Below are 25,506 nucleotides of genomic sequence, written 5' to 3'. Positions count from 1 at the left end.
CGGAACGCCCGGCCGCGGGCCGCGTCGACCTCAGGTCGCGTCGAGGTACCGGCGCGGCACGCGCTTCACGCCGCACAGCATCTGGTAGGCGCTCACCCCGCACTGCGCGGCCAGCGTGGAGGCATCCGGCGCATCGCCCCACAACTGCACCGGGCTGCCGACATCGGCCGTGGGGTGGTCGGTGAGGTCGACGGTAAGCATGTCCATCGACACGCGGCCGGCCAGCGCGCATGCGCGGCCGTCCACCCACACCGGCGTGCCGTTCGGCGCGAACTGCGGGTAGCCGTCCGCGTAGCCCATGGCGACCACGCCCACCCGGGTGACGGCGCGCTCGGTGACGAAGCGCGCGCCGTAGCCCACCGGCTCGTGCGGACCCAGCTCGCGCACGGAGATGATCTTCGAGCGCAGCGACATCACCGGCCGCAGCTGCGTGGTGAAGTCGTTGTGGGTCGGGAACGGGTTGGCGCCGTACAACATCAGGCCGGGGCGCGCCCAGTCGCCACGCAAGGCCGGCCAACCGAGCAGGCCGGGCGAATTGCACAGGCTCGTCTCGGCCTGCATGCCGCGGCTGGCGAGGGCGAAGGCCACCGCCTGTTCGTCGGTGCGGCTGCTGTCCAGCTCGTCGGCGCGCGCCAGGTGGGTCATCAGCACGATCGAGGCGACCTGCGGCAGGCCGTGCAGGCGCAGCCAGGCGGCGCGGAAATCCTCCGGCGACAAACCCAGGCGATGCATGCCGCTGTCCATCTTCAACCAGATGCGCAGCGGCCGCGGGCTATTGAAGGCGGCCAGTGCCTGCACCTGCCACGGCGTGGCGACCACGGTCCACAGGTCATGCTCGGCGACCAGCGCCAGTTCTTCGCTGTCGAAGAAGCCTTCCAGCAGGAGGATCGGCGCGCGGATGCCGGCCTGGCGCAGTTCCAGCGCCTCCTCGATGCACGCCACCGCGAAGCCGTCGGCCTCCGGTTCCAGCGCCTGCGCGCAGCGCACCGCGCCGTGGCCGTAGGCGTCGGCCTTGACCACGGCCAGGGCCTTGCCGCCGGCGACCCGGCGGGCGAGGCGATAGTTGTGGCGCAATGCGCCGAGGTCGATCAGGGCGTGGGCTGGGCGCACGCGGCAGCTCCGGTGGTGCGGGGCGCGGCGTGCTGGCGGTAGCGGAAGATGTCCAGCCCTTCGCGGCTGATCTGCGGCGCGCGGCCGCTCATCAGGTCGGCAAGGTAGCGGCCCGAGCCGCAAGCCATCGTCCAGCCGAGCGTGCCGTGCCCGGTGTTGAGGAAAAGGTTCGAATACGGCGTGGCGCCGATCACCGGCGTGCCGTCCGGCGTGGCCGGCCGCAGCCCGGTCCAGAATTCGCCGCGGGCCAGGTCACCGCCCCCCGGGTACAGGTCGCGCACCACCATTTCCAGCGTGGCGCGGCGCTTGGGGTTCAGCGACAGGTCGTAGCCCGCCACCTCGGCCATGCCGCCGATGCGGATGCGGTCGTCGAAGCGGGTGATGGCGATCTTGTAGCTTTCGTCGAGGATGGTGGACGTCGGCGCGCGGGCGGCATCGACGATCGGCAGGGTCAGCGAGAAGCCCTTGAGCGGGTAGACCGGCAGGTTCAGGCCCAGGGGGTGCGCCAGCAGCGGCGAATAGCTGCCCAGCGCCAGCACGTAGCGATCCGCCTTCTCCAGGCGGCCGTCGATCACCACGCCCTCGATGCGCCCGCCGCTGCCGACCAGGCGCTCGATGTTCTGCTCGAAGCGGAATTCCACGCCCGCCTCGGCGGCCATCTTCGCCAGGCGCTGGGTGAACAGGCGGCAGTCGCCGGTCTGGTCGTTGGGCAGGCGCAGCGCGCCCACCAGGTCCACGCCGGCGTTGGCCAGGCCGGGCTCGACGGCCACGATGCCGCGCGCGTCGAGCACCTCGTAAGGCACGCCGTACTCGGCCAGCACCGCGATGTCCTGCGCGGCCGCATCCAGCTGCGCCTGCGTGCGGAACAGCTGGGTGGTGCCGAGGCGGCGGCCTTCGAACTGGATGCCGGTCTCGGCCATCAGCGCGTCGAGGCAGTCGCGGCTGTACTCGGACATGCGCACCATGCGCGCCTTGTTGACCGCGTAGCGCTCGGCGGTGCAGTTGTGCAGCATCCGCGCCAACCAGGCGTACTGCTGCAGGTCCAGGGTCGGGCGGATGGACAGCGGGGCGTGCTGTTCGAACAGCCACTTCACCGCCTTGAGCGGCACGCCCGGCGCGGCCCACGGCGAGGTGTAGCCAAAGGACAGCTGCCCGGCGTTGGCGTAGCTGGTTTCCAGCGCCGGCGCCGGCTGGCGGTCGACCACGGTGACCTGGAAGCCGGCCTGCGCCAGGTACCAGGCACTGGTCGTGCCGATCACTCCACTGCCCAGCACGAGTACCCGCATGTTCGCCTCTGTCCGGTCGTTTTCCCTGCCACGAGGGCGGCAGGCAGCCAATCCGCCACATTGTATTCGCGAAGTCTTAGGGCATTATCCCGTTTGGATGGAAGCATCCAGTGGAATTCCCCACACAGACCACCCCGGACCGAACGCGATGGCCAGCCGCAGCCGCGAACTCGACAAGATCGACCGCAAGATCCTGCGCATCCTCCAGCAGGAGGGACGCATTTCCTTCACCGAACTGGGCGAGCGCGTCGGCCTCTCGACCACGCCCTGCACCGAGCGCGTGCGCCGGCTCGAACGCGAGGGCGCCATCACCGGCTACTACGCGCGGCTGGACCCGCAGTACCTCAAGGCGAGCCTGCTGGTGTTCGTGGAGATCAGCCTGGCCTACAAGTCCGGCGACATCTTCGAGGAATTCCGCCGCGCCGCGCTGAAGCTGCCCAACGTGCTGGAATGCCACCTGGTGTCGGGCGATTTCGATTACCTGATCAAGGCGCGCATCAACGAGATGGCGTCCTACCGCAAGCTGCTGGGCAGCACGCTGCTCACGCTGCCGCACGTGCGCGAGTCCAAGAGCTACATCGTGATGGAAGAGGTCAAGGAGACGCTGGCGCTGCCGATCCCGGACTGACCGCGCGCAGGACCGCGCAAAAGAAACGGCGCGCCCAAGGCGCGCCGTCTGTCTTGTCAGCGATGGAAATCAGCGCTGCTGGTCTTTCTGGCCGCTGCGCTGCTGGTCCTGCTTCTGGTCCTGCTTGTTGCGCTGCTGGTCCTGATCCCACTGCTGCTGACCCTGCTGACCTTGCTGACCCTGCCGGCCCTGCTGGTCCTGCTGCATGCCACCCTGCTGACCCTGCTGACCGCGCTGGTTCTGCTGATTCTGGTTACCCATGACGGCACTCTCTATTTGGTTTGGGGATGCGCCGCGCAATGTTTTGCGGCACGCGTACAAGGTCGCCCCAAAGCAGTTAATCACGCGAGAAATGCCGGTGATTCCGCCATTGATCGAGCTGACTGCGCCACAACGGATTGAACCGTTCATGCCCCCGTCGCGTTCAGCCTCAGGGGCGGATGCGTTGCCCGTCGCCGGAGGGCACGGTGTCGTAGTACTTGCCCGTACGTGTATCGCGCACGCGGTTGGGCCCGGCCTGTTCCATGCCGGAGAGTTCCCGGCCATTGCGGTCGTACACCTTTGCCGGCTGCGCGCCGATACGCCGCGCGCCGTCGTCGTCGTTGTCGCGTTGCGGCGCGCGTTGCACCGGCGCTTGGATCGGCGCGGGCGTATCGCGTTGGTCCAGGCGCGTGGGCATGCCCGGCGGCGGCGTGGGCCGCGGCGTGTCGATTGGACGCGGCGGCGGCGGGGGCGGCGGCGGTACCACCACGCGCGTGGTCGAGCGGGTCTGCGTCGGGTCCACCACCTGCGCGGCGGCCGGCAGGCTCGCAGCCAGCCACACCAGCGACATCGCAACCACCAGCGGCTTCTTGTTCGGCATGCAGTCTCCTTGCGTGGCCGGCGGCTCAGTTCGCCGGCACGGTGTAATCGAAGTCGTAATAGTGCGCGCCGCCTTCGATACGGATCTTCATCTCGCCCCGCAGGCCGGCCAGCGCGCCGGTTCCCGAATCGGGCACTACACTGATGGCCTGGGTTTGCGCCCCGCGGTCCAGCAGCCCGCGATGCACCAGCACGAAGCCGCCCGCGCGGCCGTCGAGCGTGCCCTGCACGGTCTCGATGGCCACATACGCCGCCGAGCCTTCCTGCGCAGTGCGCGCGGCGAGCATTTCGCCGCGCGAGGTGGCCTCCAGCGCGCCGCGGAAGACCTTGTCCAGCGACATCCGCCCCAGCCCGGCGTCCTCGCGGGCGGGCTGTGGCTGCAGTTTCACCTCGAAGCTGCCCGTGGCATGCGGCATGGCGGTTCCTTGAACGCGACCGGGGCGCCCACATTACCACTGGCGAACCGGCGCTCCCGCCGCCTCCACGGAACGCACCGCCATGAGCGATTTCGACCTCTCGCCTCCCTCCCCCGCGCAGCGCGACGCCCTGATCGCCGGCCTCACCGGCGAGGAAAAGCGCGTGCTGCTCCAGCACGGTACCGAGGCGCCGTTCTGCGGCGTGTTCCTCGACAACAAGCTGGAGGGCGTCTACACCTGCCGCCTGTGCGGGCTGCCGCTGTTCCGCTCCAGCGCGAAGTTCGATTCGGGCACCGGCTGGCCGAGCTTCTTCGCCCCGTTCGACCCGGCGCACATCCGCGAGATCCGCGACACCAGCCACGGCATGATCCGCACCGAGATCACCTGTGCACGCTGCGGCAGCCACCTCGGCCACGTGTTCCCGGACGGCCCGCCGCCGACCCGCCAGCGCCATTGCCTCAACTCGGTCTCGCTGGGCTTCACCGAGCAGGGCCAGCCGCTGCCGAACCCGCTGGGGCGCGAAGGCGCCGAAGCCGGCACGGCCTGACCGGGACGCGCGTTTCACGGCCGCGCACCCTGTGCGCGGCTAGCCTTCGGCGACCTTTCCCCCACGGAAGACGCCGATGCGCATCCGCCTCGCCGATATCCCCGCCGTCCTTCCGGCCCTGCTGCCGCTCGGCGCGGCCCTGTTGATCCTGGCCGGCTGCGGCCAACCGGACGCCGACCCGGCGTCCCCCGCCACGCCGAGCGCCGACACCATGCCCCCGCCCGCCGGCACCGACGCCGGCGGCGCCAGCGCCCCTGCGGCCGACAACGGCCACGTCACCGTGGCCTGGAACTGTGACGGCAAGCCGGTGGCTGCCGACTACGACAACCGCCGCCAGGAGGTTCGCCTGCAGGTGGGTCCCGAGCTGCTGACCCTGCCCGCGGCCGTGTCGGCGTCCGGCGCCCGCTACGCCGATGCCGCCGGCAACGAGTTCTGGGAACACCAGGGGGAATCGACACTTACCCTCGCCGGCGGCAAGGCGCAGGCCTGCACGAAGGCCGCCCCCGCGGGCAGCTGACACAACGCGGCCGCCGCCACGCCGCCAGCGCGGCAGATCGACCTTCAGAAATCGGCCGGGGGGCCGAAAACTGTGATATCCGTCCTCCCCCCTGCCACTATGCTCATCATCGTAGGTCTCCTCATCGTCGTCCTGAGCGTGCTGGGCGGCTACGTCGGCGCGCACGGCAAGCTGGCCGCGCTCTGGCAGCCGTTCGAGCTGGTGATCATCGGTGGCGCGGCACTGGGCGCCTTCCTGGTCGGCACCCCGGCCAAGACCGTCAAGGCCACGCTGGCCGCGGTGCCGGCGGTGTTCAAGGGGCCCAAGTACAAGAACCAGGATTACCTGGACGTGCTGAGCCTGATCTACGAGCTGCTCAACAAGGCGCGGCGCGAGGGCTTCATGGCGCTGGAAGACCATGTCGAGCGCCCGCAGGAGAGCGCCCTGTTCGCCAACTACCCCAAGGTGCTGGCCGACCACCACCTGATCGACTTCATCACCGACTGCCTGCGCCTGATGATCGGCAGCAACATCGAACCGCACGAGCTCGAGCCGCTGCTGGAACTGGAACTGGAAAAGCACCACCACGAAGTGATGGCCCCGGCGCACGCGCTGACCAAGGTGGCCGATGGCCTGCCCGGCTTCGGCATCGTGGCGGCGGTGCTGGGCATCGTGATCACCATGGGCGCCATCGGCGGCGACATCGCCGAGGTCGGCGCGCACGTGGCCGGCGCGCTGGTCGGCACGTTCCTGGGCATCCTGCTGGCCTATGGCTTCATCGGGCCCATCGCCGCGGCGGTGGAAGCGCGTGCCGAACAGGACGCGCGCATCTACGAGTCGGTCAAGACCGCCCTGCTGGCCTGCTTGCGCGGCTACAACCCGAAGATCGCCCTGGAGTTCGCCCGCAAGACGCTGCCATCGAACGTGCGCCCGGGCTTCTCCGAGTTCGAGGCCCACCTCAAGAGCATCAAGTAAGGACGCGCGGCCATGGCGGAGAAATCCACCGTCGTCATGCGGCGGGTCAAGAAGGTGCAGGCGGCCAGCCACCACGGGGGGGCCTGGAAGGTCGCCTATGCCGACTTCGTCACCGCGATGATGGCCTTCTTCCTGGTGATGTGGCTGGTCGGCGCGACCACCACCAAGCAACGCGAAGCGGTGTCGGAATACTTCCGCAACCCGAGCCCCCTGCAGGGCAAGAGCCCCGCGCCGGCGCCCGGCATGAACGGGCCCGGCGGCGCGAGCACCTCGATGATCAAGCTCGGCGGCACCATGGAAATTCCCAAGGGCCAGGGGCCGGACCCGTTCAACAAGAAGGCTTCCGGGCCCACCGAGGAAGAGCGCAAGGCGCAGGAGAAGGCGCAGCTCGAATCGCTGATGCAGGAGCTGAAGGAAGCCATCGGCAAGAGCCAGGCGCTGGAGCCGTTCAAGGACCAGCTGCTGCTGGACCTCACGCCCGACGGGTTGCGCATCCAGATCGTGGACAAGCAGAACCGGCCGATGTTCGACATGGGCAGCGCGCGGCTGAAGGACTACACCGGCGGGATCCTTCACGAGCTGGCGCAGTTCATCAACCAGGTGCCCAACCACATCAGCATCACCGGCCACACCGACATCACCGCTTACAGCAACACGCGCGGCTACGGGAACTGGGAGTTGAGCGCGGACCGCGCCAATGCGGCGCGGCGCGCGCTGGTCGATGGCGGCATGGCCGAGGACAAGGTCAGCCGCGTGGTGGGCCTGGCCTCGTCGGTGCTATTCGACAAGACCCAGCCGGACAACCCGATCAATCGCCGCATCAGCATCGTGGTGATGACCCACGATGCGGAGGAAGCCTTGCTGGGCGAAGGCGCGCGGCCGCTGGCCGTGGGCCCGGTGCTGCCCGATGCCGATACGCGCATGCCGGATGCGCCCGCGGCCGGCGATGCGCCTTCCGCCACGGCCGCGCCCGTCGCGCCTGCCGGCGCGGCGTTGGCTACGCAAGCCACCGCACCGGCACAGCACTGATCGCGCGGCGGCGTTACAGCCGCTGCGCCTTGCCGCTGGCGATCGCGTCGCGCGCCAGCTGGTCGCCCTCGGCGCGAAGTTGCGCCAGCGCCGCTTGCTGGCGCTTGCCCAATTCGCTTTGCTGGGTGCCGAGCGCGCCTTGGCGGCTGCCCAACGCGGCCTGCTGCGCGGCCAGCGCCTGCATCTGCCGGGCAAGCTCGTGCTGCTCGCGCTCGGCGGCCTGCTGGCGCGCCTGCGAAAGCGGTTTGCCGGACATCTCCGCGTTGCGCTGTTCCAGCGCCAGCCGCGAGATGCGTGTGGCGATCTCGCCCTGCTTGACACCCAGCTCACCCTGGCGGGCACCGAGTTCGCCCTGCGCACGGCCCAGTTCACCCTGCTTCTCGCCCAACGCGCTCTGCTGTGCGCTGAGTGCGGCCAGCGGCGCGTAGGCATCGCGCAGCCGCGCCAAGGTGGCGGCATCGCGCACCACGTAGCGCTGCTTGCCCTCGCGCACCCACCACAAGGCCTCGCCGTTCTTCTGCTGCGAGCGCGCCGCCCGCAGGTCGTCCGGCGTGCCGAAGGCGTGTACGTGGTTGCCTTCCATCAACACCCACGCGTTGCGCGCATCGTCGTTGTCTACGAAGGTGAAGGTGCCGCGCATCGGCGCGGGCGCCGGGGACGCCGGCGGTGCGGGCGGCGCGGGCGGGACCGCTTGGACGGCGGGTGCCGGCGGCGCGGGCGGCACCGGGGCCACCGGGCTCGGCGGCATCGGAGGTGCCGGCGGCGGCGGCAGCACGTCGCCGATCCCCGGCGTGCCGGCGACGACCACGCGCGGCGTGGTCACCGCCACGCTGCTCACCACCGGCGCCGCCACGACCACCGGCTGCGGCTGCGCCGCGGCGACCGGCTTGACCACCGGCTGCGATGCCGGCTTGGCGGCAGGCGCGGGCAACGCGGCGGCCACGGGTTTGGCGACCGGCTTGGCCGCCGGCGCGGCGGCGCCGGCCAGGTTGGCGCGGTGCGCCGGGTCCAGGTCATCCGGCGCGGCGGCGACCACGCGATACGGCAGCACGCCGGTCGCGGCGATCGCGGCGACCAGCACGAAGGCGCCTGCGCGCCAGGGAGCGGAACGGGACTGCAGCATGGTGAGTCTCCTCTTGAGCAGTACAAAGCTCGGCGACGCCGCACCCACCACCGCCACCGCGCGCGGCGCCACGCCGAACTGCAGCAGCAGCCGGCCGTAGTCCTGCGGTGCGTGGCGATCGTCGGTGAGCACCGCCGCGTCGCAGGCGGCCTCGCGGGCCAGCCCATATTCGCGGGCGGCCAGATGGGCGACCGGATGGAAGAAGAACAAGTGCTGCGCCAGGGCCGGGATCCAGCCCCAGAACAGGTCGCGCCGCTGCCAGTGCACCAGTTCGTGGTGCAGCGCCATCTCGACGGCCGCCGGGGACATGCGCGGCAGCAGCTGTGCCGGCATCAGCAGCACGGGCGACCACACGCCCGCCAGTTGCGGCGAATCCAGCCCTTCGCCGAGGCGAAGCGCGGGGGCGCGGCGCAGGTGCAGGCGCGCGGTGAGTTCGCGGTACTGCGCGGCCAGCGCGGGCGGCAGGCGCGCCTCGCTGGTACGCAGGCGCTGGCGGGTGGCGCGCAGGTCGGCGAGGCTGCGCATCGCCATCGCCAGCACCCCGGCGAGCCAGGCGCTCCACAGCGCCCACGCCATCCAGGCCGGGGCGCGGCCGGTCACGGGTGTGGGCGTGGACGCGGGCGTCGGCGTCGTCGGCGCGGCGTCGATCGTCACGGCGGCCTGCGTCGTCGCGGCGGCGCGGGCACTGACAGTGGCACCCGCCGTGCCGGGGGTCGTCGCAGGCTGGCTCAGCGTGACCACCGGAGCGGCTTGCGGTGCAGGCAACAGCGCCAGGCGAAGCGGGCTCGGCCAGCACAGCCCGAGCACCAGCTGCAGCGAGACGAGCCACCACAGCCAGCAGCGCGCGTTTGCGCCCAGGCGCGGCACCCAGCGGCACAACGCCCACACCACGGCGGCCAGCGGCAGCGACTGCAGCGTGGCCCACGCCAGCCGCCCCAGCACCGTCTGCATCAGCGCGATGAGCATGTCCATATCAGCGCTCCTGTCGACGCGACTGCAAGGAGGCGACCAGCGCCTCCAGTTCGGCCAGTTCGTTGTCGCTCACATCGCGGCGCTCGGACATCCAGGCCACGAAAGGCGATACCGAGCCCTGCAAGGTCTTCTCCACGAACTGCCCCACCGCCGAGCGCACCACTTCTTCCGGTTGCGCGGCGCTCGCGTAACGGTAGACGCCGCCGGCCTGGCGACGGCGCAGGTAGCCCTTGCCGCGCAGGCGTTCGAGCATGGTCAGCACGGTGGAGCGCGCCAGCCCGCGCGGTTCGCCGAACGCGGTGGCCACCTCGCTGGCCGAGGCATCGCCTTCGCTGGCCACGAACTGCAGCAGCGCCAGTTCCTGGTCGCCAATGGTCTTGCGAGACATGCGGGGACTCCTGTCTACGTTTGTAGACACGCTACCCCTGTCGACAACTGTAGTCAAGCAGGCGCCTGAGCGTCCGCGCCCACGCCGTAGAATGGCGGTCCATTCGAACCGAGCCCCGCCGATGTCCCGCAATTCCAAGGCCAAGCGCGACCAGCGCAAGAAGCGCCAGCCCAAGCGCCCGTTCCTGCGCCTCAACCGCGACCAGCAGGTGGTCAACCATGCGGTGATGATCGACGACGAGCAGCGCGTGGTGGCGGCGATCGGCCTGCAGGAAGGCGGCGAATGGCTGCTGTCCATCGGCGGCCAGACCATGGGCAACGCCGACAACCCGGTGCCGATGCTGGCGATGCTCAAGCACCTGGCCAACCTGCAGGAGAAGGAAGGCAAGACCGTCAGCGTGCAGTACTCCGAGCAGTTGCAGCAGATGATCGACGACCTGGCCGCCGACGAGGGCAAGTCCGCCGAGGACTACCTGGCGATGCTGGTTTCCGAGTTCGAGGACACCGGCGCGGCCGAGGACGAAGGCGAGGAATCCGACGCCGACGCCCCGGCGGCCACCGACGACGACGGCGACGACGCCGCGCCGGCGCCCAAGGACGCCTGAGCGCTCCGGTGGCGGTCTACATCGACGATGCCGTCCAGCTATGGCGCGACCAGCGCTGGGCGCACCTGATGGCCGACACGCTGCCGGAACTGCACGCGATGGCCGCGCGGCTGGGCATTCCCCGCCGCGCCTTCCAGAACAAGCTCAGTGGCGCGCACTACGACGTGCCCGCGCCGTTGCGCGAGCAGGCCATCGCCCTGGGCGCACGGCCGATCTCGCGGCATACCGACCGCGAACTGCTCAAGGCGGTGATCGCCAATGCCCGCGCGCAGGCGCGCGGCGAGCAGGACAACGCCGGGTGACCTGCCCGCACGGGATTGGCCAAGCCAATCCCGTGAACCGTTCCAGCCTCGCGGACTAGAACGGATCGCTGGCCGGGCGGATTTCCACGCCCAGCAGCGAGCACAGCGCCAGCATCGCCTCGTCGTCGCGGCTCAGCGCCACCCAGCCGGCATGGCCATCGCCGCCGGTGTTCCAGGTCCACAGCGAATAACCGTGCTCGCGCAGGCCGTCGTAGGCCACGCCGAGCAGGGTCGGCACGTCCACCGCGTCGGCGAAATCCTCATCGTCCAGGTCGCCGCCCCAGTCGATGCGCAGGTTCCAGCGCGCGGCCAGCTCGTCCAGCGCGGTCACCAGCGATTCCACATCGTCGGCCGCCACGTGGAAGCCGGAGGTCCAGTCGATCGACTCGGCCAGCACCTCGAACCAGCGCTCGCTCTCCGGATCGTCGGCCTCTTCGGCCAGGGTCTGGCGCCAATCGTCGAACTGGCGCAGCGCGGTTTCCTCGTCGCCGGGATTGATCAGCACCAGCAGGTTCCAGACCCGCGCGGCGTGGCCGTCGACGTCGTCGAAATCGGAAATCAGGCCTTCGTCGTCTTCGTAATCGGCGCTGTTGTCGGGCATGGCGGCAGGAGCGATGGGGAGATCGGGAAAGTCTGCCCGCGAACCCGGCCGGCGGGCAATCGCCGGCCAACGCGCCGGCGATCCCGGCTATCCTAGCGCGCTCATTCCACCGAGTTTCGCGCCATGTCCGATACCCCGCCCGACCATCTCGCCGTCGATCCCCGCAGCCCGTTCCACGACCAGGCCGTGCTGGCGCGCGGCGTCGGCGTGCGCTTCAACGGCATCGAGCGCGACAACGTGGAGGAGTACTCGGTGAGCGAAGGCTGGATCAAGGTGCAGGTCGGCAAGTCGCGCGACCGCCGCGGCAACCCGATGACGATGAAGGTCAAGGGCACGGTCGAGCCGTACTGGCTGAACCTCAACGCCAAGGCAGAGTAAGCCACCCACTCGCCCCAGCCCCAAGCAGAGCCTCTGGAGCAAAGCCCCCCTTCTGTTAAGGGGGGCGCGGCGACAGCTGCGGGGGATAGGCAAGGCGGGAGTGGGGGCCCGAGGTTTGCGCAGCAAACCTTGGGGACGTAGTCCGCCAAGCGGACTACGTCACGACTTGAGTCGATACCCGCTGCGGAAGATCAGCCACACCACCAGCAGGCACACGCCCAGGAACACCAGCGTCATGCCCGTGCTCACCGCGATGTGCACGTCCGCCTTGCCGTAGAAGGCCCAGCGGAAGCCGCTGATCAGGTACACCACCGGGTTGAACAGGGTGATCTTCTGCCACAGCGGCGGCAGCATCGAGATCGAGTAGAAGCTGCCGCCCAGGAAGGTCAGCGGGGTGATCACCATCAGCGGGATCACCTGCAGCTTCTCGAAGCCGTCGGCCCACACGCCGATGATGAAGCCGAACAGGCTGAAGGTGACCGCGGTGAGCACCAGGAAGCCCAGCATCCACAGCGGATGGGCGATCTCGTAGGGCACGAACACGCGCGCCGTGGCCAAAATCAACAGGCCCAGCATCACCGACTTGGTCGCCGCCGCGCCCACGTAGCCCACCACGATTTCCAGCCACGACACCGGCGCGGACAGCACCTCGTAGATCGTGCCCGACCAGCGCGGCATGTAGATGCCGAACGAGGCGTTGGAAATGCTCTCGCTCAGCAGCGAGAGCATGACCAGGCCCGGGATGATGAAGGCGCCGTAGCTGATGCCGTCGATGGCGCCCATGCGCGAGCCGATGGCCGCGCCGAACACCACGAAGTACAGCGAGGTCGACAGTACCGGCGAGGCGATGGACTGCATCAGCGTGCGGAAGGTGCGCGCCATCTCGAAGCGGTAGATCGCGCGGATCGCGTACAGGTTCATGGGCGGCCCTCCGCGCCGTGCACCAGGCTGACGAAGATGTCCTCCAGCGAGCTCTCGCTGGAATGCAGGTCCTTGAAGTCGATGCCGTGCTCGTTGAGCCGGCGCAGCAGCGGGCCGATGCCGGTGTCCTCGGCCTGCGCATCGAAGGTGTAGACCAGGCTGGTGCCATCGCCGGCCAGTTCCAGCGGCAGGCCGGCCAGCGCCGCCGGGATGGCCGCCAGCGGCGATTGCAGCGTGAGCGTGAGCTGCTTCTTGCCCAGCTTGCGCATCAGGGTGTGCTTGTCTTCCACCAGCACCAGTTCGCCGCGCGTGATGACGCCGACGCGGTCGGCCATCTCCTCGGCCTCCTCGATGTAGTGCGTGGTGAGGATGATCGTGGTGCCCTGCTCGCGCAGGCGCCGCACCATCTGCCACATGTCGTGGCGCAGCTCCACGTCCACGCCGGCGGTCGGCTCGTCCAGGAACAGCACCTTGGGCTCGTGCACCAGCGCCTTGGCGATCAGCACGCGGCGCTTCATGCCGCCGGAGAGCGTGGAGATCTTGTTGTGGCGCTTGTCCCACAGCGAGAGGTCGCGCAGCACGCGCTCCAGCAGCGTGTCGTCCGGCGCCTTGCCGAACAGCCCGCGGCTGAAGCGCAGCGTCGCCCACACGCTTTCGAACGCGTCGGTGGACAGTTCCTGCGGTACCAGGCCGATCAACGCCCGCGCGGCGCGGTAGTCGGAGACGATGTCGTGCCCGTCCACCCGCACATGCCCGGCGCTCGGGTTGACCAGCCCGCACACGATGCTGATCAGCGTGGTCTTGCCGGCGCCGTTGGGGCCGAGCAGGGCGAAGATCTCGCCGCGGCGGATCTCCAGGTCGATGCCGCGCAGGGCCTGGAAGCCGCCGGCATAGGTCTTGTTGAGTCCCTGGATGGAAACGATGGGATCCACGAAGCATCCGGAATGGGGCAATGGGCGCACAGCGTAGTGCCAGCGCCGGCGGGTTAGAAGGCCCGCCGGCGGGAGAATCCGTCCCACGCCGGCGCGCGCCTAGCGCTGGCGCGATTCGATCAGGTCCAGGTTGCGCACCAGCCGGCGCGAGAGTTCGTCGGAAATTTCGCCGCGCCGCGCCAGCTTGAACAACGCGTTGCGCTCGGCGGTGAGCCCGGCGCTGCGCAGCCGCCGCAGGGCCTGCTCGTAGGCCTTGGCCTGCTCCGGATCGGTGTCGGCCAGGTCGTTCTCGCCCAGCTTGCGCTGGTACAGCTGGCTGACCCGCTCGGCCGCCCGGTTGTACTGCTCGGCATGGGCCTCGTCGGCCACGAGCTTGCGGCGCAGCTGCTCCACCGCTTCCAGCGCGGCCTTGGCCGACGCCACGCGCGCCAGGTCCTCCTGCTGCTCCTCGCTGGATTCCTCCGGCAGCTCCAGCCCCTTGAGCAGGCGCGGCAACACCAGGCTGGCGACCAGCAGCGAGACCAGGATCACCGCCGCGGCCAGGAAGATGGCCAGCTGGCGCACCGGGAAAGGCGTGCCGTCGGGCAGCAGCAACGGGATGGTCAGCACGCCGGCCAGGGTGATGGCCCCGCGCACGCCGGCCAGCGAGGTGGCCACCACGATGCGCCACGGCGGGCTGGCGCGCGTCTCGCCGCGACGGTGCGCGGTGAACAGGCTCCAGCGCAGCGAGACCCACACCCATACCAGGCGCAGCAGCGCGAGCGTGGCATTGATGGCCAGCACGTAGCCCACCAGCCACCACGGGTTGACGTGGCCGGCCTCGCGCACGCTGTGCACCGCGCCGTCGAGGATGCCCGGCAGCTGTTCGCCGAGCAGCACGAACACGATGCCGTTGAGTGTGAACTGCACGGTGTCCCACACCGCGCCGCGCTGCACGCGCAGTGCGCCGGGCGCGTTGCCGCGCAGCTCCACGTAGCTCATGGTGATGCCCGCCGCGACCGCCGCCAGGATGCCCGAGGCCTGGATCGCCTCGGCCGCCAGGTAGGCGGCGAACGGCGTGAGCAGGTTGACCAGGATGGCCGAGCCCGGCTCCTCGCCGAAGTGGCGCCAGATCCAGCTCTGCGCCCGGCTCAGCGCGACGGTGGCCAGCACCCCGCAGGCCACGCCCGCCAAGGCTACCCACAGGAAGGTGGCCGAGGCCGAGGCCACCGAGAAGGCGCCGGTCATCACCGCGGCGACGGCGAACTGGAAGCACACCAGGCCCGACGCATCGTTGAGCAGCGACTCGCCCTCCAGGATGTGCATCAGCCGCTTGGGAATGGGCACCTTGGCGGCGATGGACGACAGCGCGACCGGGTCGGTGGGCGAGATCACCGCCGCCAGCGCGAAGGCCACCGCCAGCGGCATGGCCGGGATCATCCAGTGGATCAGCAGGCCCGCGCCGACCACGGTGAACACCACCAGTCCCAGCGCCAGCTCCAGGATCACGCCCTTGTCGCGGAACAGGCCCTGCTTGGGAATGCGCCAGCCATCGAGGAACAGCAGCGGCGGCAGGAACAGCAGGAAGAACAGCTCCGGCTCCAGTTCGTGCCCGCGGTCGAACACGCCGGAAATCACCGCGCCCAGTGCGATCTGCACCAGCGGCAACGGCAGCGAGAAGGGCAGCAGGCGTACCAGGTAGCCGCTGGCGGCCACGGCCAGCAGCATCGCCAGGACGACGTCGATCGAATGCATGACGGATCCAGGGGGAGAGCGCCACCGGCGCACGGCGGCAGGGAAACCAGGCGACGCGGCAACGCCACCCATCCCCGAACCTTAACCCGCGAGGCGGCGCCGGGAAAACCGCCGGGCGCACGTCGCCGCTACACTCGCGCCTGTCACCCAGGGAGAGCGGCCCATGCAGTACCTGCTGTTGATCTACACCGATGCCTCGTTGCTGGAGGCATTACCGGAGGGCGAGGCGGACCGCATGATGCGCCACTGCTTCGCCGGTGCGGACGAGATGAAGTCCAAGGGCCAGCTGCTGCAATCCCAGCAGCTCGAAGCGCCCGAACAGGCGCGCAGCGTGCGCATTCGCGACGGACGGCTGAGCGTGTCCGATGGTCCGTTCGCCGAAACGCGCGAGATGCTGGGCGGCTTCAACCTGATCGAGGCCGACAGCCTGGAAGAAGCGGTCGAGATCGCGCGCCACTTCCCCTGGGCGAGCACCGGCTGCGTGGAAGTGCGGCCGATCCGCGACATGGACGCGGTGCGGCGCCACGTCGGCGCGCCGCCCGCGCCCTGACTCAGGCGGCTTGCCGCTGCGCGTCGGCGCCGTCGAAGCGGTAGATGTCCATCGCCAGGAAACCCATGTCGATGCCGGCATCGATGCGCTGCGCGCCGAGCGCCTCGCCACCGGCCGCGCCGGCCGCCACGAACAGCGGCAGCAGGTGCTCGTCGGTGGGATGGGCGCGCTCGGCATAGGGCGCCTGGCGCCGATAGTCGAGCAGCGCCGGGATGTCGCTGGCGCGCAGGCGCGACTCGGTCCATTCGATGAAGGGCTTCACGTAGGGCGCCTCGCGTCCTTCGCCATAACCGCCCCGGAAGTCGTGCAGGTTGTGGGTGATGCTGCCCGAGCCGATCACCAGCACCCCGCGTGCGCGCAGCGGCGCGAGCGCGCGGCCGACCGCGAAGGCGTGCGCCGGGCCCAGCCGCGGCTGGATCGAGATCGGCACGACCGGGATATCGGCCTGCGGATACAGGAAGCGCAGCGGCACCCAGACGCCGTGGTCGAGGCCACGCGTGGGATCCTGCAGCGTCGGCAGGCCCGCGTCGTCCAGCAGTTGCTGGATGTCCGCCGCCAGCGCGGGGTCGCCCGCGGCCGGGTATTGCAGCGTGTAGAGCTCCGGCGGGAAGCCGCCGAAGTCGTGGACCGTTTCCGGCTTGGCCGCCGCGCCCACCATCGGCCGCGTCGCCAGCCAATGCGCCGTCGCCACGACGATCGCGCGCGGCCGCGGCAGCGCTTGGCCGATCTCCGCCAGGCGCGGCCCGACCTGCCGGGCGCGAGGGCGGTCATCGGCGAACCATGCGAAACATAGAGCGAAGGCAACGTAGCCATGGTGTTCTCCCAACTGAGGCGGATAGGCTAGCGCTACGCCCATCGCGCGAAAGGCCTTCCGCATCGAAGGTTTGTTTCATATGGGCAACGATGGCCTCGGCGGCGCCCTGTCCGCCGACTCGTTAGATTCGTCCAATTCCGCCCAAAATCCGGCATCGGCACCGTATGGCGCTTTCCCAACGCCCTCGCTGCCATGCTCCTTCGTATCGCTCCCGCCCGCCTGCTGGCGCTCGCCCTGCTCTGCTCCGCCGCCGCCCATGGCCAGGCCGAGGAGGCCCCGCCGCCGGTTCGCGAAGCGAACTACACCGGCACCCTGCTCAGCAGCGGCCCGCCGCTGCGGCAGGGCACGCTGATTGTGCAGCCTTACGTGGTGCAGACCCAGGTCACCGGCCGCTACGACGCCGACGGCCGCCGCCACGATGTGGACGGTGCGGCGGACGACTGGCGCGTGCTGCTGCCGATGACCTACGGCGTCACCGACCGCTTCACCATCGGCGCGACGCTGCGCGGCGTCTACGCGCGCACCGACGAAGCCGAGCGCCGCTGGGCGATGGGCGACACCGGGCTGTTCGGCCAGTACAGCCTGTATGCGGGCAACGGCGCGGCGCGTCCGACGCTGGCGATCGGCATCCGCCAGAGCATGCCGACCGGACGCCACGACCAGCTCGACCGCCGCGGGCTGGCCGACGCCACCGGCAGCGGCGCGGCCTTCACGATGCTCGGCCTGTACGGCCAGGCGTACTTCCTGCCCGAGCGCAACCTGCGCGCGCGCGTGAACCTGCATTACCGCGTGCCCGGCGCCGGCGTCACCGTGCGCGACCGCAGCGGCTACGGCACGTTGCACGGCGAGACGGGCCGCGTGCATCTGGGCAGCGCCTTCCAAGCCTTGGCCGGCGCGGAATACAGCTTCAACCCGAAGTGGGTGCTGGCGGCCGACCTGCTGTACGAACGTGCCGAAGGCGACACGCTGCACCGCCGCGTGGACACCGCGGCGGGTGTCTATCGCGAGAACGTGCGCGGTGAAAGCTCCTGGCGCCTGTCGGTGGCACCGGCGGTCGAATACCACCCTTCGCGCAAGGTCGGCATCATCGGCGGGGCGCTGGTTTCGGTGGACGGGCGCAACAGCGCCGAACTGTTCTCGCCGCAGCTGTCGGTGATGTTCGCTTTCTGAGAACACCGGCTTGCGCAAGGAAGGGCGGCCAAGGGCCGCCCTTCTTCTTTTCGCGACCCGCCAGCCGCGCCGCCTCGGCGTGTGACGATCGCGCGCGGCCCGTGACGTCACTGCAACTTCCGCTGCGCCATGCTGTCCGTGAAAGGCGTGCGCACGGCATGCCACGCACCGATCCCCCACGCTCCAGGAGTTCCAGATGCACACCCGCACGCTCGGCCGCCAAGGCCCTGTGGTTTCCGCCCTCGGCCTCGGCTGCATGGGCATGAGCGCCTTCTACGGCGGTGGCCGCGACGACGCCGAGTCGATCGCCGTCATCCACCGCGCGCTCGACCTCGGCGTCGACCTGCTCGATACCGCCGATATCTACGGCCCGCATACCAACGAGGTGCTGGTGGGCCGCGCCATCGCCGGCCGCCGCCATCGCGTGTTCCTCGCCACCAAGTTCGGCATCCGCCTGGACCCGGACAACCCCGCCGCGCGCGGCGCCGATGGCCGGCCCGAGTACGTCATCGCCTCCTGCGAAGGCAGCCTCAAGCGGCTGGGCGTGGACCACATCGACTTGTACTACCAGCACCGCGTCGATCCCCAGGTGCCGATCGAGGACACCGTTGGCGCCATGTCGCGGCTGGTGGAGCAAGGCAAGGTGCGCTTCCTAGGCCTGTCCGAAGCCGCCGCCGGCACCATCCGCCGCGCGCACGCCGTGCATCCGATCACCGCCGTGCAGACCGAATATTCCCTGTGGACGCGCGACCCGGAGAGCAACCAGGTGCTGGCGACCACGCGCGAGCTCGGCATCGGCTTCGTCCCCTACTCGCCGCTCGGCCGCGGCTTCCTGACCGGCGCGATCCGCTCGCCGGAGGACTTCGACGCCGACGACTACCGCCGCCGCTCGCCGCGCTTCCAGGGCGACAACTTCGCCCGCAACCTCGCCCTCGTGGACAAGGTGCGCGCGATGGCCGCCGCCAAGGGCGTGACCGCCAGCCAGCTCGCGCTGGCGTGGGTGCTGGCGCAGGGCGACGACCTGGTGCCGATCCCGGGTACCAAGCGCATCGCGTTCCTGGAGGAAAACCTCGGCGCGCTGGAGGTCAGCCTCACCCCGGACGAACTGGCGCAGATCGACGCCGTGTTCCCGCCGGACGCCGCGGCCGGCGCGCGCTATCCCGAAGCGCCCACGGCCCTGCTCAACGGCTGAGACATCGCCGCGCGCCGGCTCACCCCGGCGCGCGGCGCATCATCGCCAGCACCTGCTCCAGCGGCGCCGGCCGGCCGAGCAGCCAGCCCTGCACCTGGTCGCAGCCGTGCGTGGCCAGCCACTGCAGCTGGGCCTCGTGCTCCACGCCCTCGGCGATCACCTTCAGGCCCAGGTTGTGGCCCAGCGTGATCAACGCGCGGCAGATCGAGGCATTGCGTTCCTCGCGCTCCACGTCCACGACGAAGGAGCGGTCGATCTTCAGTGAATCCAGCGGCATGTGCTGCAGGTAACTCATGCTGGAGAAGCCGGTGCCGAAATCGTCCAGCGAGATGCACACGCCCTGCGCATGCAACCCGTGCATCGCCTTGAGCGCGCGCAGCGGTTGGCGCATCAGGCTGCTCTCGGTGAGTTCCACGTGCAGGCCGCCGCGTGCCACGCCATGCTCCTCGCATGCCGCCGCCACGTCCGCCGCCAGGTCGCTGTGGTGGAACTGCAAGGCCGAGACGTTCACCGCGATCGGCAGATCGCGCCAGCCATGCTCGGCGAGGCGGCGCTGCGCACGCGCCGCTTCGCGCAGCGCCCAACGCCCCAGCGGCAGGATCAAGCCCGTGTCCTCGCACAGCTGGATGAATTCGCCGGGCAATATCCAGCTGCCATCGGGGGCCTGCCAGCGCAACAGCGCTTCCAGCGCCACCGGCTGGCGGCTGCGGCAGTGCGTGATCGGCTGGAAATGCAGCACGAACTCGTGGCGGTCGATGGCCTGGTGCAGCCGCCCGGCCAGGCGCAGGCGCTCGCTCAGGCGCGCCTCGATGCCCGCATGGAACCGCACCACCGGCTCGCTTTCCTCGCGCGCGGCGTGCGCGGCTTGCGCGGCCTTGGCGATGACCTCCTCGGCGCGGCCGCCATCGTCGGGGTGGCTCGCCACGCCGATGCGCAGGTCCAGCTGGTGGAACGAATCGCGCCCCTGCACCGGTTCGGACAAGCTCGCCACCAGCACCTCGACCACCATGTCCAGCGCATGCTGCCCGGCGATGGCGAAGACGAAATCCTCCGCCGGCTGGAAGGCCAGCCAGCCATAACGATCGGCCAGCGATTTCAGCCGCTGCTTGAGATTGCGCAGCACCGCCTCGCCGGTTTCGCGCCCCAGCGTGTCGCCGATCAGCTGCAGCCCGCGCAGCTCGACATGCGCGACGTGGTAGCGCCCCTGGCCCTGCTCGCGGTCGAGCCATTCGGCGAGCGCGCGCACCGTGAGCAGGCCGGTCGCCGCATCGTGGCTGGCGCGGTAAGCCAGCTCGCGCTGGTAGGCCATGTGGTCGCTGACGTTCTCGGCCAGCGCCAGGCGCGCACGGATGCCGGCGATCTCCAGCTGCGAGGTGTGCACGCGCACGTCCATCAGGCTGCCGTTGCGGCGCCGATGCACGTGCAGCAGCGGCGCCACACTGTCGTCGGCCGGGGACAGCGCGGGCGCATGCTGGCGGTCCTGCAGCGCGGGCTCGATGTCGGCCAGGTGCATGCGCAGGAATTCCTCGCGGGTATAGCCGTACTCGCGCACCGCCGCCGGGTTGACCTCCAGGAACATCCCCGTCTCGGCATCGAACAGCCAGCAGGGCAGCGGACTGAGCTCGAAGATCAAGCGGAACTGCCGCTGCGCATCCAGCGCCAGCGACTGGATCTCCACCCGCTCGCTGATGTCGACCACCGTGCCCGTCATGCGCCGGCTCGGATGCCCGTCGGGCACCAGCGCGCCGCGCACCGACACCCAGCGCTCGCCCAGCTCGGGCAGCTGCAGGCGGAAGGTCATGTCCAGCGGCTCCTCGCCGCGCCACGCGCGTGCCAGCGCGCGGATCAGCCGCCGGCGATCCTGCGTGTGCACGCGCTCCAGGAACTCCTCCACCGTCAGGCCCGGCAGCTGCGACAGGAAGATCTCCGCCGCCTGCGTCGACCACAGCAGCTGCCTGCCGTCCGGGGCGATCGACCAGGTGCCGATGCCACCGGCCTGGTGGGCCAGGCGCAATTCCTCGTCACCCGCGCGCAGGTCGGCCTGCAAGCGCATCTGCCGCCGCGCGGCGCGGCGCAGGCTGCGCAGCAGGTACACGAAGCCGGCCACGTAGCAGGCGAGCACCCCCACCGAGAGCGCGAACAGCGTCCACCACGGGGCCAGCACCTCGCGCTTGTCCAGGCCGGCGTACACCCGAATCGGATAGGGCGGCAAGGTGCCCGCCGCGGCGATGCGGCGCGTGCCGTCCAGCACGCTCACGTGCTCGCCCATCGGCAGGATCCGCGAAGTGGGTGGAAAGCTGCCGGGCGGCATGCGCGACGGGGTGTTCGCGTGCGCGTTCGGCGGGTCCGCGCTGCGCGCCAGCACCCAGCCCTCCGCGTCGCTCATCGACACCACGCCGCGGCGGCCCACGTCGAGGTCGGCGATCAGGCGCTGCAATTCGCTGCGACGCAGGCGCGTCAGCACCCAGCGGTCATCGCCCATGTCCACGGCCAGGCGCAACAGCCACTCGCCGTCCGGGCCACGCTCGGGCGCGCCGATGTAAAGATCGCTGCCACCGCCGCGCCGCGCGGGCACGGCCCAGTCCGCCAGCGTGCGATCGCTGCGGCCATCGGTGAGCGCGCGGCCGTGGTCGTCCACTACCACGATGCTCTCGATTTCCGCGTGCCGGCTCACCACGCCACGCATCGATTCGCTCAGCAGGTCCGGCGCCTGCTCCGGCACGCGGCTGAACAGTTCGTGCGCATCGCCGGCGATGCCGCGCATTGCGCGCTCCAGGTTGCGCAGCTCCAGCGCCATCAAGCGCTGCGTGCCGGTGGCCAGGGCCATCGCCTGCCGCTGGGCCGCCTCGCTACGCGCGTGCCAGTCGTGCGCCAGCACGAGCGCCAGCCCCACGCACAGCAGCACGCCCAGCACGATCCCGGCCCAGGTGACGCGCCGCAGGTGCGGCATGTCCGGTGGGGCCGGTGGGGAAGGCGGTGCGACGGCGGGCGGCGGCATTGCGGTCGTTCGTCTCCGGGTTCCCCCGCTCATCGGCGGCGCGGCGAGGTTCTTGAACGGCGTTGTCCGCCACACTGAACCGCACCGGGCGCGCGCGAGGTGAAATCACCCCATTCAGGCGCGCGAAGGTACCCCCTCGCGCGTGCCCGGCCTACACTGCGTCGTTTCCGTTTGCCGCATCGTCGAGCCGCTCCATGCCACAGCTGCACCGCTCCGCCCTGCTCCTCGCCCTGCTGTCCACCTTGCCCCTAGCGGCCTGCCAACGCCACGCCGCCGAACCCGCGGCCTCCGCCGCAACGCCGCCACCCGCCCCCGCCAAGCCGCAGCTGGGCGCATTCGGCTTCGACGCCGCGGGCATGGACCGCAGCGTCGCCGCCGGCGATGACTTTTTCCGTTTCGCCAACGGCACCTGGGTGAAGACCACCGAGATTCCCGCCGACCGCTCCAGCTACAACAGCTTCACCCGCATCGTGGTGGACACCGAGCAGCACACGCGCGACATCATCGAGGGCGCTTCGGCCAACGACCGCGCCACCGGCGAAGAGAAGAAGATCGGCGACTACTACGCGGCCTTCATGGACGAGGCCGGCATCGAAGCCAAGGGCGTGGCGCCGGTGCAGCCCACGCTCGACGCGATCGCGCAGATCGAGGACAAGCAGGCGCTGGCACGCGAACTGGGCAGCGAGCTGCGCGCCGACGTGGACCTGCTCAACGCCACCGACTTCTACACCGACCGCCTGTTCGGCCTGTGGGTCACCGCCGACCTCATGCAGCCCGAGCGCTATGCGCCCTACCTGGTGCAAGGCGGCCTGGGCCTGCCCGAGCGCAGCTTCTACCTGGAAGGCGGCCGCATGGCGCAGCTGCGCGAGGCCTACAAGGCGCACATCGCGAAGGTGCTGGAACTCGCCGGCCAGCCGGATCCGCAGGGCCAGGCCACGCGCATCCTGGCGCTGGAGACCGATATCGCCCGCGTGCACGCCAGCCAGGAGCAGACCAACGACGTGAAGGCCGGCGCCAACGCCTGGAAGCAGGCCGACTTCGCCGCCAAGGCGCCGGGCCTGGATTGGAACGCGTTCTTCGAGGCGGCCGGGCTGTCCGCGCAACAGGATTTCATCGTGTGGCAGCCGCGGGCAGTGAGCGGCATCGCCGCGTTGGTTGCCCGCCAACCACTGGAGACGTGGAAGGAATACCTGGCCTTCCGTGCGCTGGATCGCGCCTCGCCGTACCTGTCCAAGGCGTTCGCCGACGAACGCTTCGCCTTCTACGGCGCCACGTTGAACGGCACCCCGCAACAGCGCGAGCGCTGGAAGCGCGGCATCGACGCCACCAACGACGCGCTCGGCGAGGCCGTGGGCAAGCGCTACGTGGACAAGTACGTCAGCGCAGAGACCAAGGCGCGCGCCGAGGCGATGGTGCACAACCTCATCGACGCCTTCGGCCGGCGCATCGACCAGGTCGAATGGATGAGCGCGCAGACCAAGGCGCATGCCAAGGCGAAGATCGCCGGGCTCACCGTGGCGGTCGGCTACCCGGACAAGTGGCGCGACTACAGCGCGCTGGACGTGCGCCGCGACGATGCGCTGGGCAACGTGGAACGCGCCGAGCTGTTCGAGTACAAGCGCAACGTGGCCAAGCTCGGGCAGCCGGTGGACCACGGCGAGTGGTACATGGTGCCGCAGACCGTCAACGCGCTGAACGTGCCGCTGGAAAACCGGCTGATCTTCCCGGCCGCGATCCTGCAGCCGCCGTTCTTCGACCCGGCGGCGGACGATGCGGTGAACTACGGCGCCATCGGCGCGGTGATCGGCCACGAGATCAGCCACAGCTTCGACAACACCGGCGCGCTGTTCGACGAACACGGCGCGCTGCACGACTGGTGGACGGCCGAGGACCTGAAGAAGTTCGAGGCCGCCGGCGATGCGCTGGCCGCGCAGTTCAGTGCCTACAAGCCGTTCGACGACCTGGCGGTGAACGGCAAGCTGACGCTGGGCGAGAACATCGCCGACGTGGCCGGCCTGGCGACCGCGCACGATGCCTACGTGCTTTCCCAGCAAGGCAAGCCGGCGCAGACGCTGGAAGGCTTCACGCCCGACCAGCGTTTCTTCCTCGGCTTCGCGCAGGCCTGGCGCGGCAAGTACCGCGACGCGGCGCTGCGCAACGCGGTACTGACCGACGTGCATGCACCGGGCGCCTTCCGCGCGCAGACCGTGCGCAACCTCGATGCGTGGTATCCGGCATTCGAGGTGAAGCCGGGCCAGCAGCTGTATCTGGCGCCGGCGCAGCGGGTGAAGATCTGGTAGGCGCCTGACGCTGGCCTGGAACGACAAACGGCGGCCGATGGCCGCCGTTTGTTTTCAGAGGCACCCCGCCCTGTCGTAGGAGCGGCTTCAGCCGCGACCCCTGATCGAAGGCACTCGCGGCGGAACCCGCTCCCGCAAGGGCATCCAAGGGAATTGCCGGGGCACTTACGGCCAGCGCTCCAATACCGCCGGCGACAAACCCATCCGCCGGCATGCCCGCTGCGCCAGGCCATCGGGCAGCGCCACGCGGAACAGCGGCGCCATCGCCCGCATCATCCGCGCCGATGCGCGGTCCCGCATCCGCTGCCAGCGCGTGCGCCCCAGCCGTTCGCACGCCCACCCCGGCAGCAGCGCGGCGCCGGCGCCGAGGAACACGTCACGCGACAAGCCCGCCGCCGGCACGGGCAGGCGGGCGCGCGCCAGCACGCCAAGCACTTCCCACGTGCGCGTGTCGGCCCGCAGCTGCGGCTGCACGCGCGCGAAATAGGCGGCCACCTCGGCCTCGCTGCCCGGCACCTCCACTGCGCCCAGCGCTTCGGCCATGCGCCGTACCTCGTCGTAATAGCGGTCGGCGAGCTTCACCGGCACCTCGCGCCCGTAGCGCCGGCAGCCCTCCAGGAAGCCGTAGGCCTCGGTGACGTGGACCCAGCTCAGCAAGGCGGGATCGTCCGCGCGATACGCCTGCCCGTCCGCGGTGTGCCCGCCGATGCGCGCGTGGATCGCACGCACGCGGGCGATCAGCTTGCGCGCCTCGCCTTCGGGCGCATATGTGGTGCCGGCGACGAAATCGGTGGTCCGGCGCAGCCGGCCGACCAGGTCGCCGCGAAAGTTGGAGTGGTCGTACACCGCGGCCAGCGCACGCGGATGCAAGGTCTGCAACATCAGCGCGCACAGGCCGCCGGCGAGCATGCCGGGGAACTCGGCGTGGATGCGCCAGGTCACGCTGTCCGGCCCGAACAGGCCCGGGTCGCCGGCCGGTACGTCGTACTCGATGCCGCTTCCCTCGCGCGGAAAGGCATCCAGGACCCAGCGGCGGACCTGCGCGGCGGCCGGCGCGGCGAGCGTTCGCATCAGAGGGGGCATGGACGCGATCCTAGCGCGATCACGCCATGCCGACCCGCGCTTTGGATACTGGAACCGTCGCCTGACGCGGCGTGCCTGCCCTCGACGCCGGCATGT

General features: G+C 70.3%; 24 protein-coding genes and 2 pseudogenes. 12 read left to right on the top strand and 14 right to left on the bottom strand.

Features of this window, described 5'->3' with window-relative positions:
* Positions 1 to 30 precede the first annotated feature (30 nt).
* Both alr and P6166_RS07515 read right to left on the bottom strand, forming a co-directional pair.
* Entirely contained in the window at positions 31 to 1,110 is a 1,080-nt protein-coding gene (alr, locus tag P6166_RS07520; RefSeq protein ID WP_277763850.1) for an alanine racemase, read from the bottom strand.
* Positions 1,089 to 2,396: a D-amino acid dehydrogenase gene (locus tag P6166_RS07515; protein WP_277763849.1), complete on the bottom strand. Its 1,308-nt coding sequence runs from the start codon at positions 2,394 to 2,396 to the stop codon at positions 1,089 to 1,091. The genes alr and P6166_RS07515 overlap by 22 nt, the downstream gene beginning before the upstream one ends.
* A 148-nt stretch (positions 2,397 to 2,544) precedes the next feature.
* On the opposite strand from P6166_RS07515, the gene P6166_RS07510 reads away from it, so the two are divergent.
* A complete protein-coding gene (locus P6166_RS07510; RefSeq protein WP_130317360.1) occupies positions 2,545 to 3,024 on the top strand; it encodes an AsnC family transcriptional regulator in 480 nt (159 codons plus the stop codon).
* 69 nt (positions 3,025 to 3,093) lie between these two features.
* On the opposite strand, the gene P6166_RS07505 is transcribed toward P6166_RS07510, so the two are convergent.
* The 3 genes from P6166_RS07505 to P6166_RS07495 are packed head-to-tail and all read right to left on the bottom strand — an operon-like array spanning position 3,094 to position 4,301.
* Complete coding sequence (locus P6166_RS07505; RefSeq protein WP_277763848.1) at positions 3,094 to 3,435, bottom strand: hypothetical protein; 342 nt, start codon at positions 3,433 to 3,435, stop codon at positions 3,094 to 3,096.
* Between the two features lie 19 nt (positions 3,436 to 3,454).
* Entirely contained in the window at positions 3,455 to 3,886 is a 432-nt protein-coding gene (locus P6166_RS07500) for a classical arabinogalactan protein 4 (protein ID WP_277763847.1), read from the bottom strand.
* Positions 3,887 to 3,911: 25 nt separating this feature from the next.
* The gene (locus tag P6166_RS07495; protein ID WP_277763846.1) at positions 3,912 to 4,301 is read right to left on the bottom strand and encodes a DUF3224 domain-containing protein; all 390 of its coding nucleotides are present in this window, start codon (positions 4,299 to 4,301) and stop codon (positions 3,912 to 3,914) included.
* 82 nt (positions 4,302 to 4,383) lie between these two features.
* Here P6166_RS07495 and msrB point away from each other — a divergent pair, with 82 nt between their 5' ends.
* The 4 genes from msrB (at position 4,384) to motB (ending at position 7,348) form a co-directional block, all read left to right on the top strand.
* Positions 4,384 to 4,848, top strand: a complete 465-nt coding sequence (gene msrB, locus P6166_RS07490; protein WP_277763845.1) for a peptide-methionine (R)-S-oxide reductase MsrB — start codon at positions 4,384 to 4,386, stop codon at positions 4,846 to 4,848.
* A 76-nt stretch (positions 4,849 to 4,924) separates the two neighbouring features.
* Complete coding sequence (locus tag P6166_RS07485; RefSeq protein WP_277763844.1) at positions 4,925 to 5,365, top strand: MliC family protein; 441 nt, start codon at positions 4,925 to 4,927, stop codon at positions 5,363 to 5,365.
* Between the two features lie 99 nt (positions 5,366 to 5,464).
* The gene (gene motA, locus P6166_RS07480; RefSeq protein ID WP_277763843.1) at positions 5,465 to 6,319 is read left to right on the top strand and encodes a flagellar motor stator protein MotA; all 855 of its coding nucleotides are present in this window, start codon (positions 5,465 to 5,467) and stop codon (positions 6,317 to 6,319) included.
* 12 nt (positions 6,320 to 6,331) lie between these two features.
* On the top strand, positions 6,332 to 7,348 hold the full coding sequence (gene motB, locus P6166_RS07475; RefSeq protein ID WP_277763842.1) for a flagellar motor protein MotB: 1,017 nt from the start codon (positions 6,332 to 6,334) through the stop codon (positions 7,346 to 7,348).
* Positions 7,349 to 7,361: 13 nt separating this feature from the next.
* Here the strand turns inward: motB and P6166_RS07470 are convergent, their stop codons facing one another.
* Both P6166_RS07470 and P6166_RS07465 read right to left on the bottom strand, forming a co-directional pair.
* Positions 7,362 to 9,443 (bottom strand): M56 family metallopeptidase, encoded by a 2,082-nt coding sequence (locus P6166_RS07470; protein ID WP_277763841.1) that lies wholly within the window; start codon positions 9,441 to 9,443, stop codon positions 7,362 to 7,364.
* A gap of 1 nt (position 9,444) precedes the next feature.
* Positions 9,445 to 9,831 carry a BlaI/MecI/CopY family transcriptional regulator gene (locus tag P6166_RS07465; protein WP_277763840.1) on the bottom strand — a complete coding sequence of 129 codons (387 nt, stop codon included), beginning with the start codon at positions 9,829 to 9,831 and terminating at the stop codon, positions 9,445 to 9,447.
* 121 nt (positions 9,832 to 9,952) lie between these two features.
* On the opposite strand from P6166_RS07465, the pseudogene P6166_RS07460 reads away from it, so the two are divergent.
* Together P6166_RS07460 and P6166_RS07455 are read left to right on the top strand one after the other, a co-directional pair.
* Positions 9,953 to 10,378: pseudogene (locus P6166_RS07460) on the top strand (hypothetical protein); the annotation flags it as partial.
* 65 nt (positions 10,379 to 10,443) lie between these two features.
* A complete protein-coding gene (locus tag P6166_RS07455; RefSeq protein WP_277763839.1) occupies positions 10,444 to 10,737 on the top strand; it encodes a DUF4031 domain-containing protein in 294 nt (97 codons plus the stop codon).
* A 55-nt stretch (positions 10,738 to 10,792) separates the two neighbouring features.
* Here the strand turns inward: P6166_RS07455 and P6166_RS07450 are convergent, their stop codons facing one another.
* Positions 10,793 to 11,338 (bottom strand): hypothetical protein, encoded by a 546-nt coding sequence (locus tag P6166_RS07450; protein ID WP_277763838.1) that lies wholly within the window; start codon positions 11,336 to 11,338, stop codon positions 10,793 to 10,795.
* Between the two features lie 123 nt (positions 11,339 to 11,461).
* Between P6166_RS07450 and P6166_RS07445 the strand changes: the two genes are divergently transcribed.
* The gene (locus tag P6166_RS07445) at positions 11,462 to 11,716 is read left to right on the top strand and encodes a DUF3297 family protein (RefSeq protein ID WP_277763837.1); all 255 of its coding nucleotides are present in this window, start codon (positions 11,462 to 11,464) and stop codon (positions 11,714 to 11,716) included.
* A 159-nt stretch (positions 11,717 to 11,875) separates the two neighbouring features.
* On the opposite strand, the gene P6166_RS07440 is transcribed toward P6166_RS07445, so the two are convergent.
* The 3 genes from P6166_RS07440 to P6166_RS07430 all read right to left on the bottom strand — a co-directional run bounded on the left by P6166_RS07440 (position 11,876) and on the right by P6166_RS07430 (position 15,303).
* Positions 11,876 to 12,637 (bottom strand): ABC transporter permease, encoded by a 762-nt coding sequence (locus tag P6166_RS07440; RefSeq protein WP_277763836.1) that lies wholly within the window; start codon positions 12,635 to 12,637, stop codon positions 11,876 to 11,878.
* Positions 12,634 to 13,569: an ABC transporter ATP-binding protein gene (locus tag P6166_RS07435; protein ID WP_277763835.1), complete on the bottom strand. Its 936-nt coding sequence runs from the start codon at positions 13,567 to 13,569 to the stop codon at positions 12,634 to 12,636. Before P6166_RS07435 ends, P6166_RS07440 begins: the two co-directional genes overlap by 4 nt.
* A 99-nt stretch (positions 13,570 to 13,668) precedes the next feature.
* A complete protein-coding gene (locus P6166_RS07430) occupies positions 13,669 to 15,303 on the bottom strand; it encodes a Na+/H+ antiporter (RefSeq protein ID WP_277763834.1) in 1,635 nt (544 codons plus the stop codon).
* Between the two features lie 163 nt (positions 15,304 to 15,466).
* Between P6166_RS07430 and P6166_RS07425 the strand changes: the two genes are divergently transcribed.
* Complete coding sequence (locus P6166_RS07425; protein WP_277763833.1) at positions 15,467 to 15,853, top strand: YciI family protein; 387 nt, start codon at positions 15,467 to 15,469, stop codon at positions 15,851 to 15,853.
* Between the two features lies 1 nt (position 15,854).
* On the opposite strand, the pseudogene P6166_RS07420 reads toward P6166_RS07425, so the two are convergent.
* A pseudogene (locus tag P6166_RS07420) lies at positions 15,855 to 16,666 on the bottom strand (class III extradiol ring-cleavage dioxygenase).
* Positions 16,667 to 16,859: 193 nt separating this feature from the next.
* Between P6166_RS07420 and P6166_RS07415 the strand changes: the two are divergent.
* Both P6166_RS07415 and P6166_RS07410 read left to right on the top strand, forming a co-directional pair.
* Positions 16,860 to 17,837 (top strand): hypothetical protein, encoded by a 978-nt coding sequence (locus tag P6166_RS07415; protein ID WP_277763832.1) that lies wholly within the window; start codon positions 16,860 to 16,862, stop codon positions 17,835 to 17,837.
* A 196-nt stretch (positions 17,838 to 18,033) separates the two neighbouring features.
* Positions 18,034 to 19,029 (top strand): aldo/keto reductase, encoded by a 996-nt coding sequence (locus tag P6166_RS07410; RefSeq protein WP_277763831.1) that lies wholly within the window; start codon positions 18,034 to 18,036, stop codon positions 19,027 to 19,029.
* Between the two features lie 19 nt (positions 19,030 to 19,048).
* Here the strand turns inward: P6166_RS07410 and P6166_RS07405 are convergent, their stop codons facing one another.
* Positions 19,049 to 22,027, bottom strand: a complete 2,979-nt coding sequence (locus tag P6166_RS07405) for an EAL domain-containing protein (RefSeq protein ID WP_277763830.1) — start codon at positions 22,025 to 22,027, stop codon at positions 19,049 to 19,051.
* A gap of 194 nt (positions 22,028 to 22,221) precedes the next feature.
* Here P6166_RS07405 and P6166_RS07400 point away from each other — a divergent pair, with 194 nt between their 5' ends.
* On the top strand, positions 22,222 to 24,327 hold the full coding sequence (locus tag P6166_RS07400) for a M13 family metallopeptidase (protein ID WP_277763829.1): 2,106 nt from the start codon (positions 22,222 to 22,224) through the stop codon (positions 24,325 to 24,327).
* A 165-nt stretch (positions 24,328 to 24,492) separates the two neighbouring features.
* On the opposite strand, the gene P6166_RS07395 is transcribed toward P6166_RS07400, so the two are convergent.
* A complete protein-coding gene (locus P6166_RS07395) occupies positions 24,493 to 25,410 on the bottom strand; it encodes an oxygenase MpaB family protein (RefSeq protein ID WP_277763828.1) in 918 nt (305 codons plus the stop codon).
* Positions 25,411 to 25,506: the final 96 nt, after the last annotated feature.

This window comes from Stenotrophomonas sp. HITSZ_GD, assembly GCF_029543105.1.
In the GTDB taxonomy this organism is placed as follows: domain Bacteria; phylum Pseudomonadota; class Gammaproteobacteria; order Xanthomonadales; family Xanthomonadaceae; genus Stenotrophomonas_A.
Note: the sequence above shows the minus strand (reverse complement) of the source record. Positions and strands in the feature narration are given on the sequence as shown.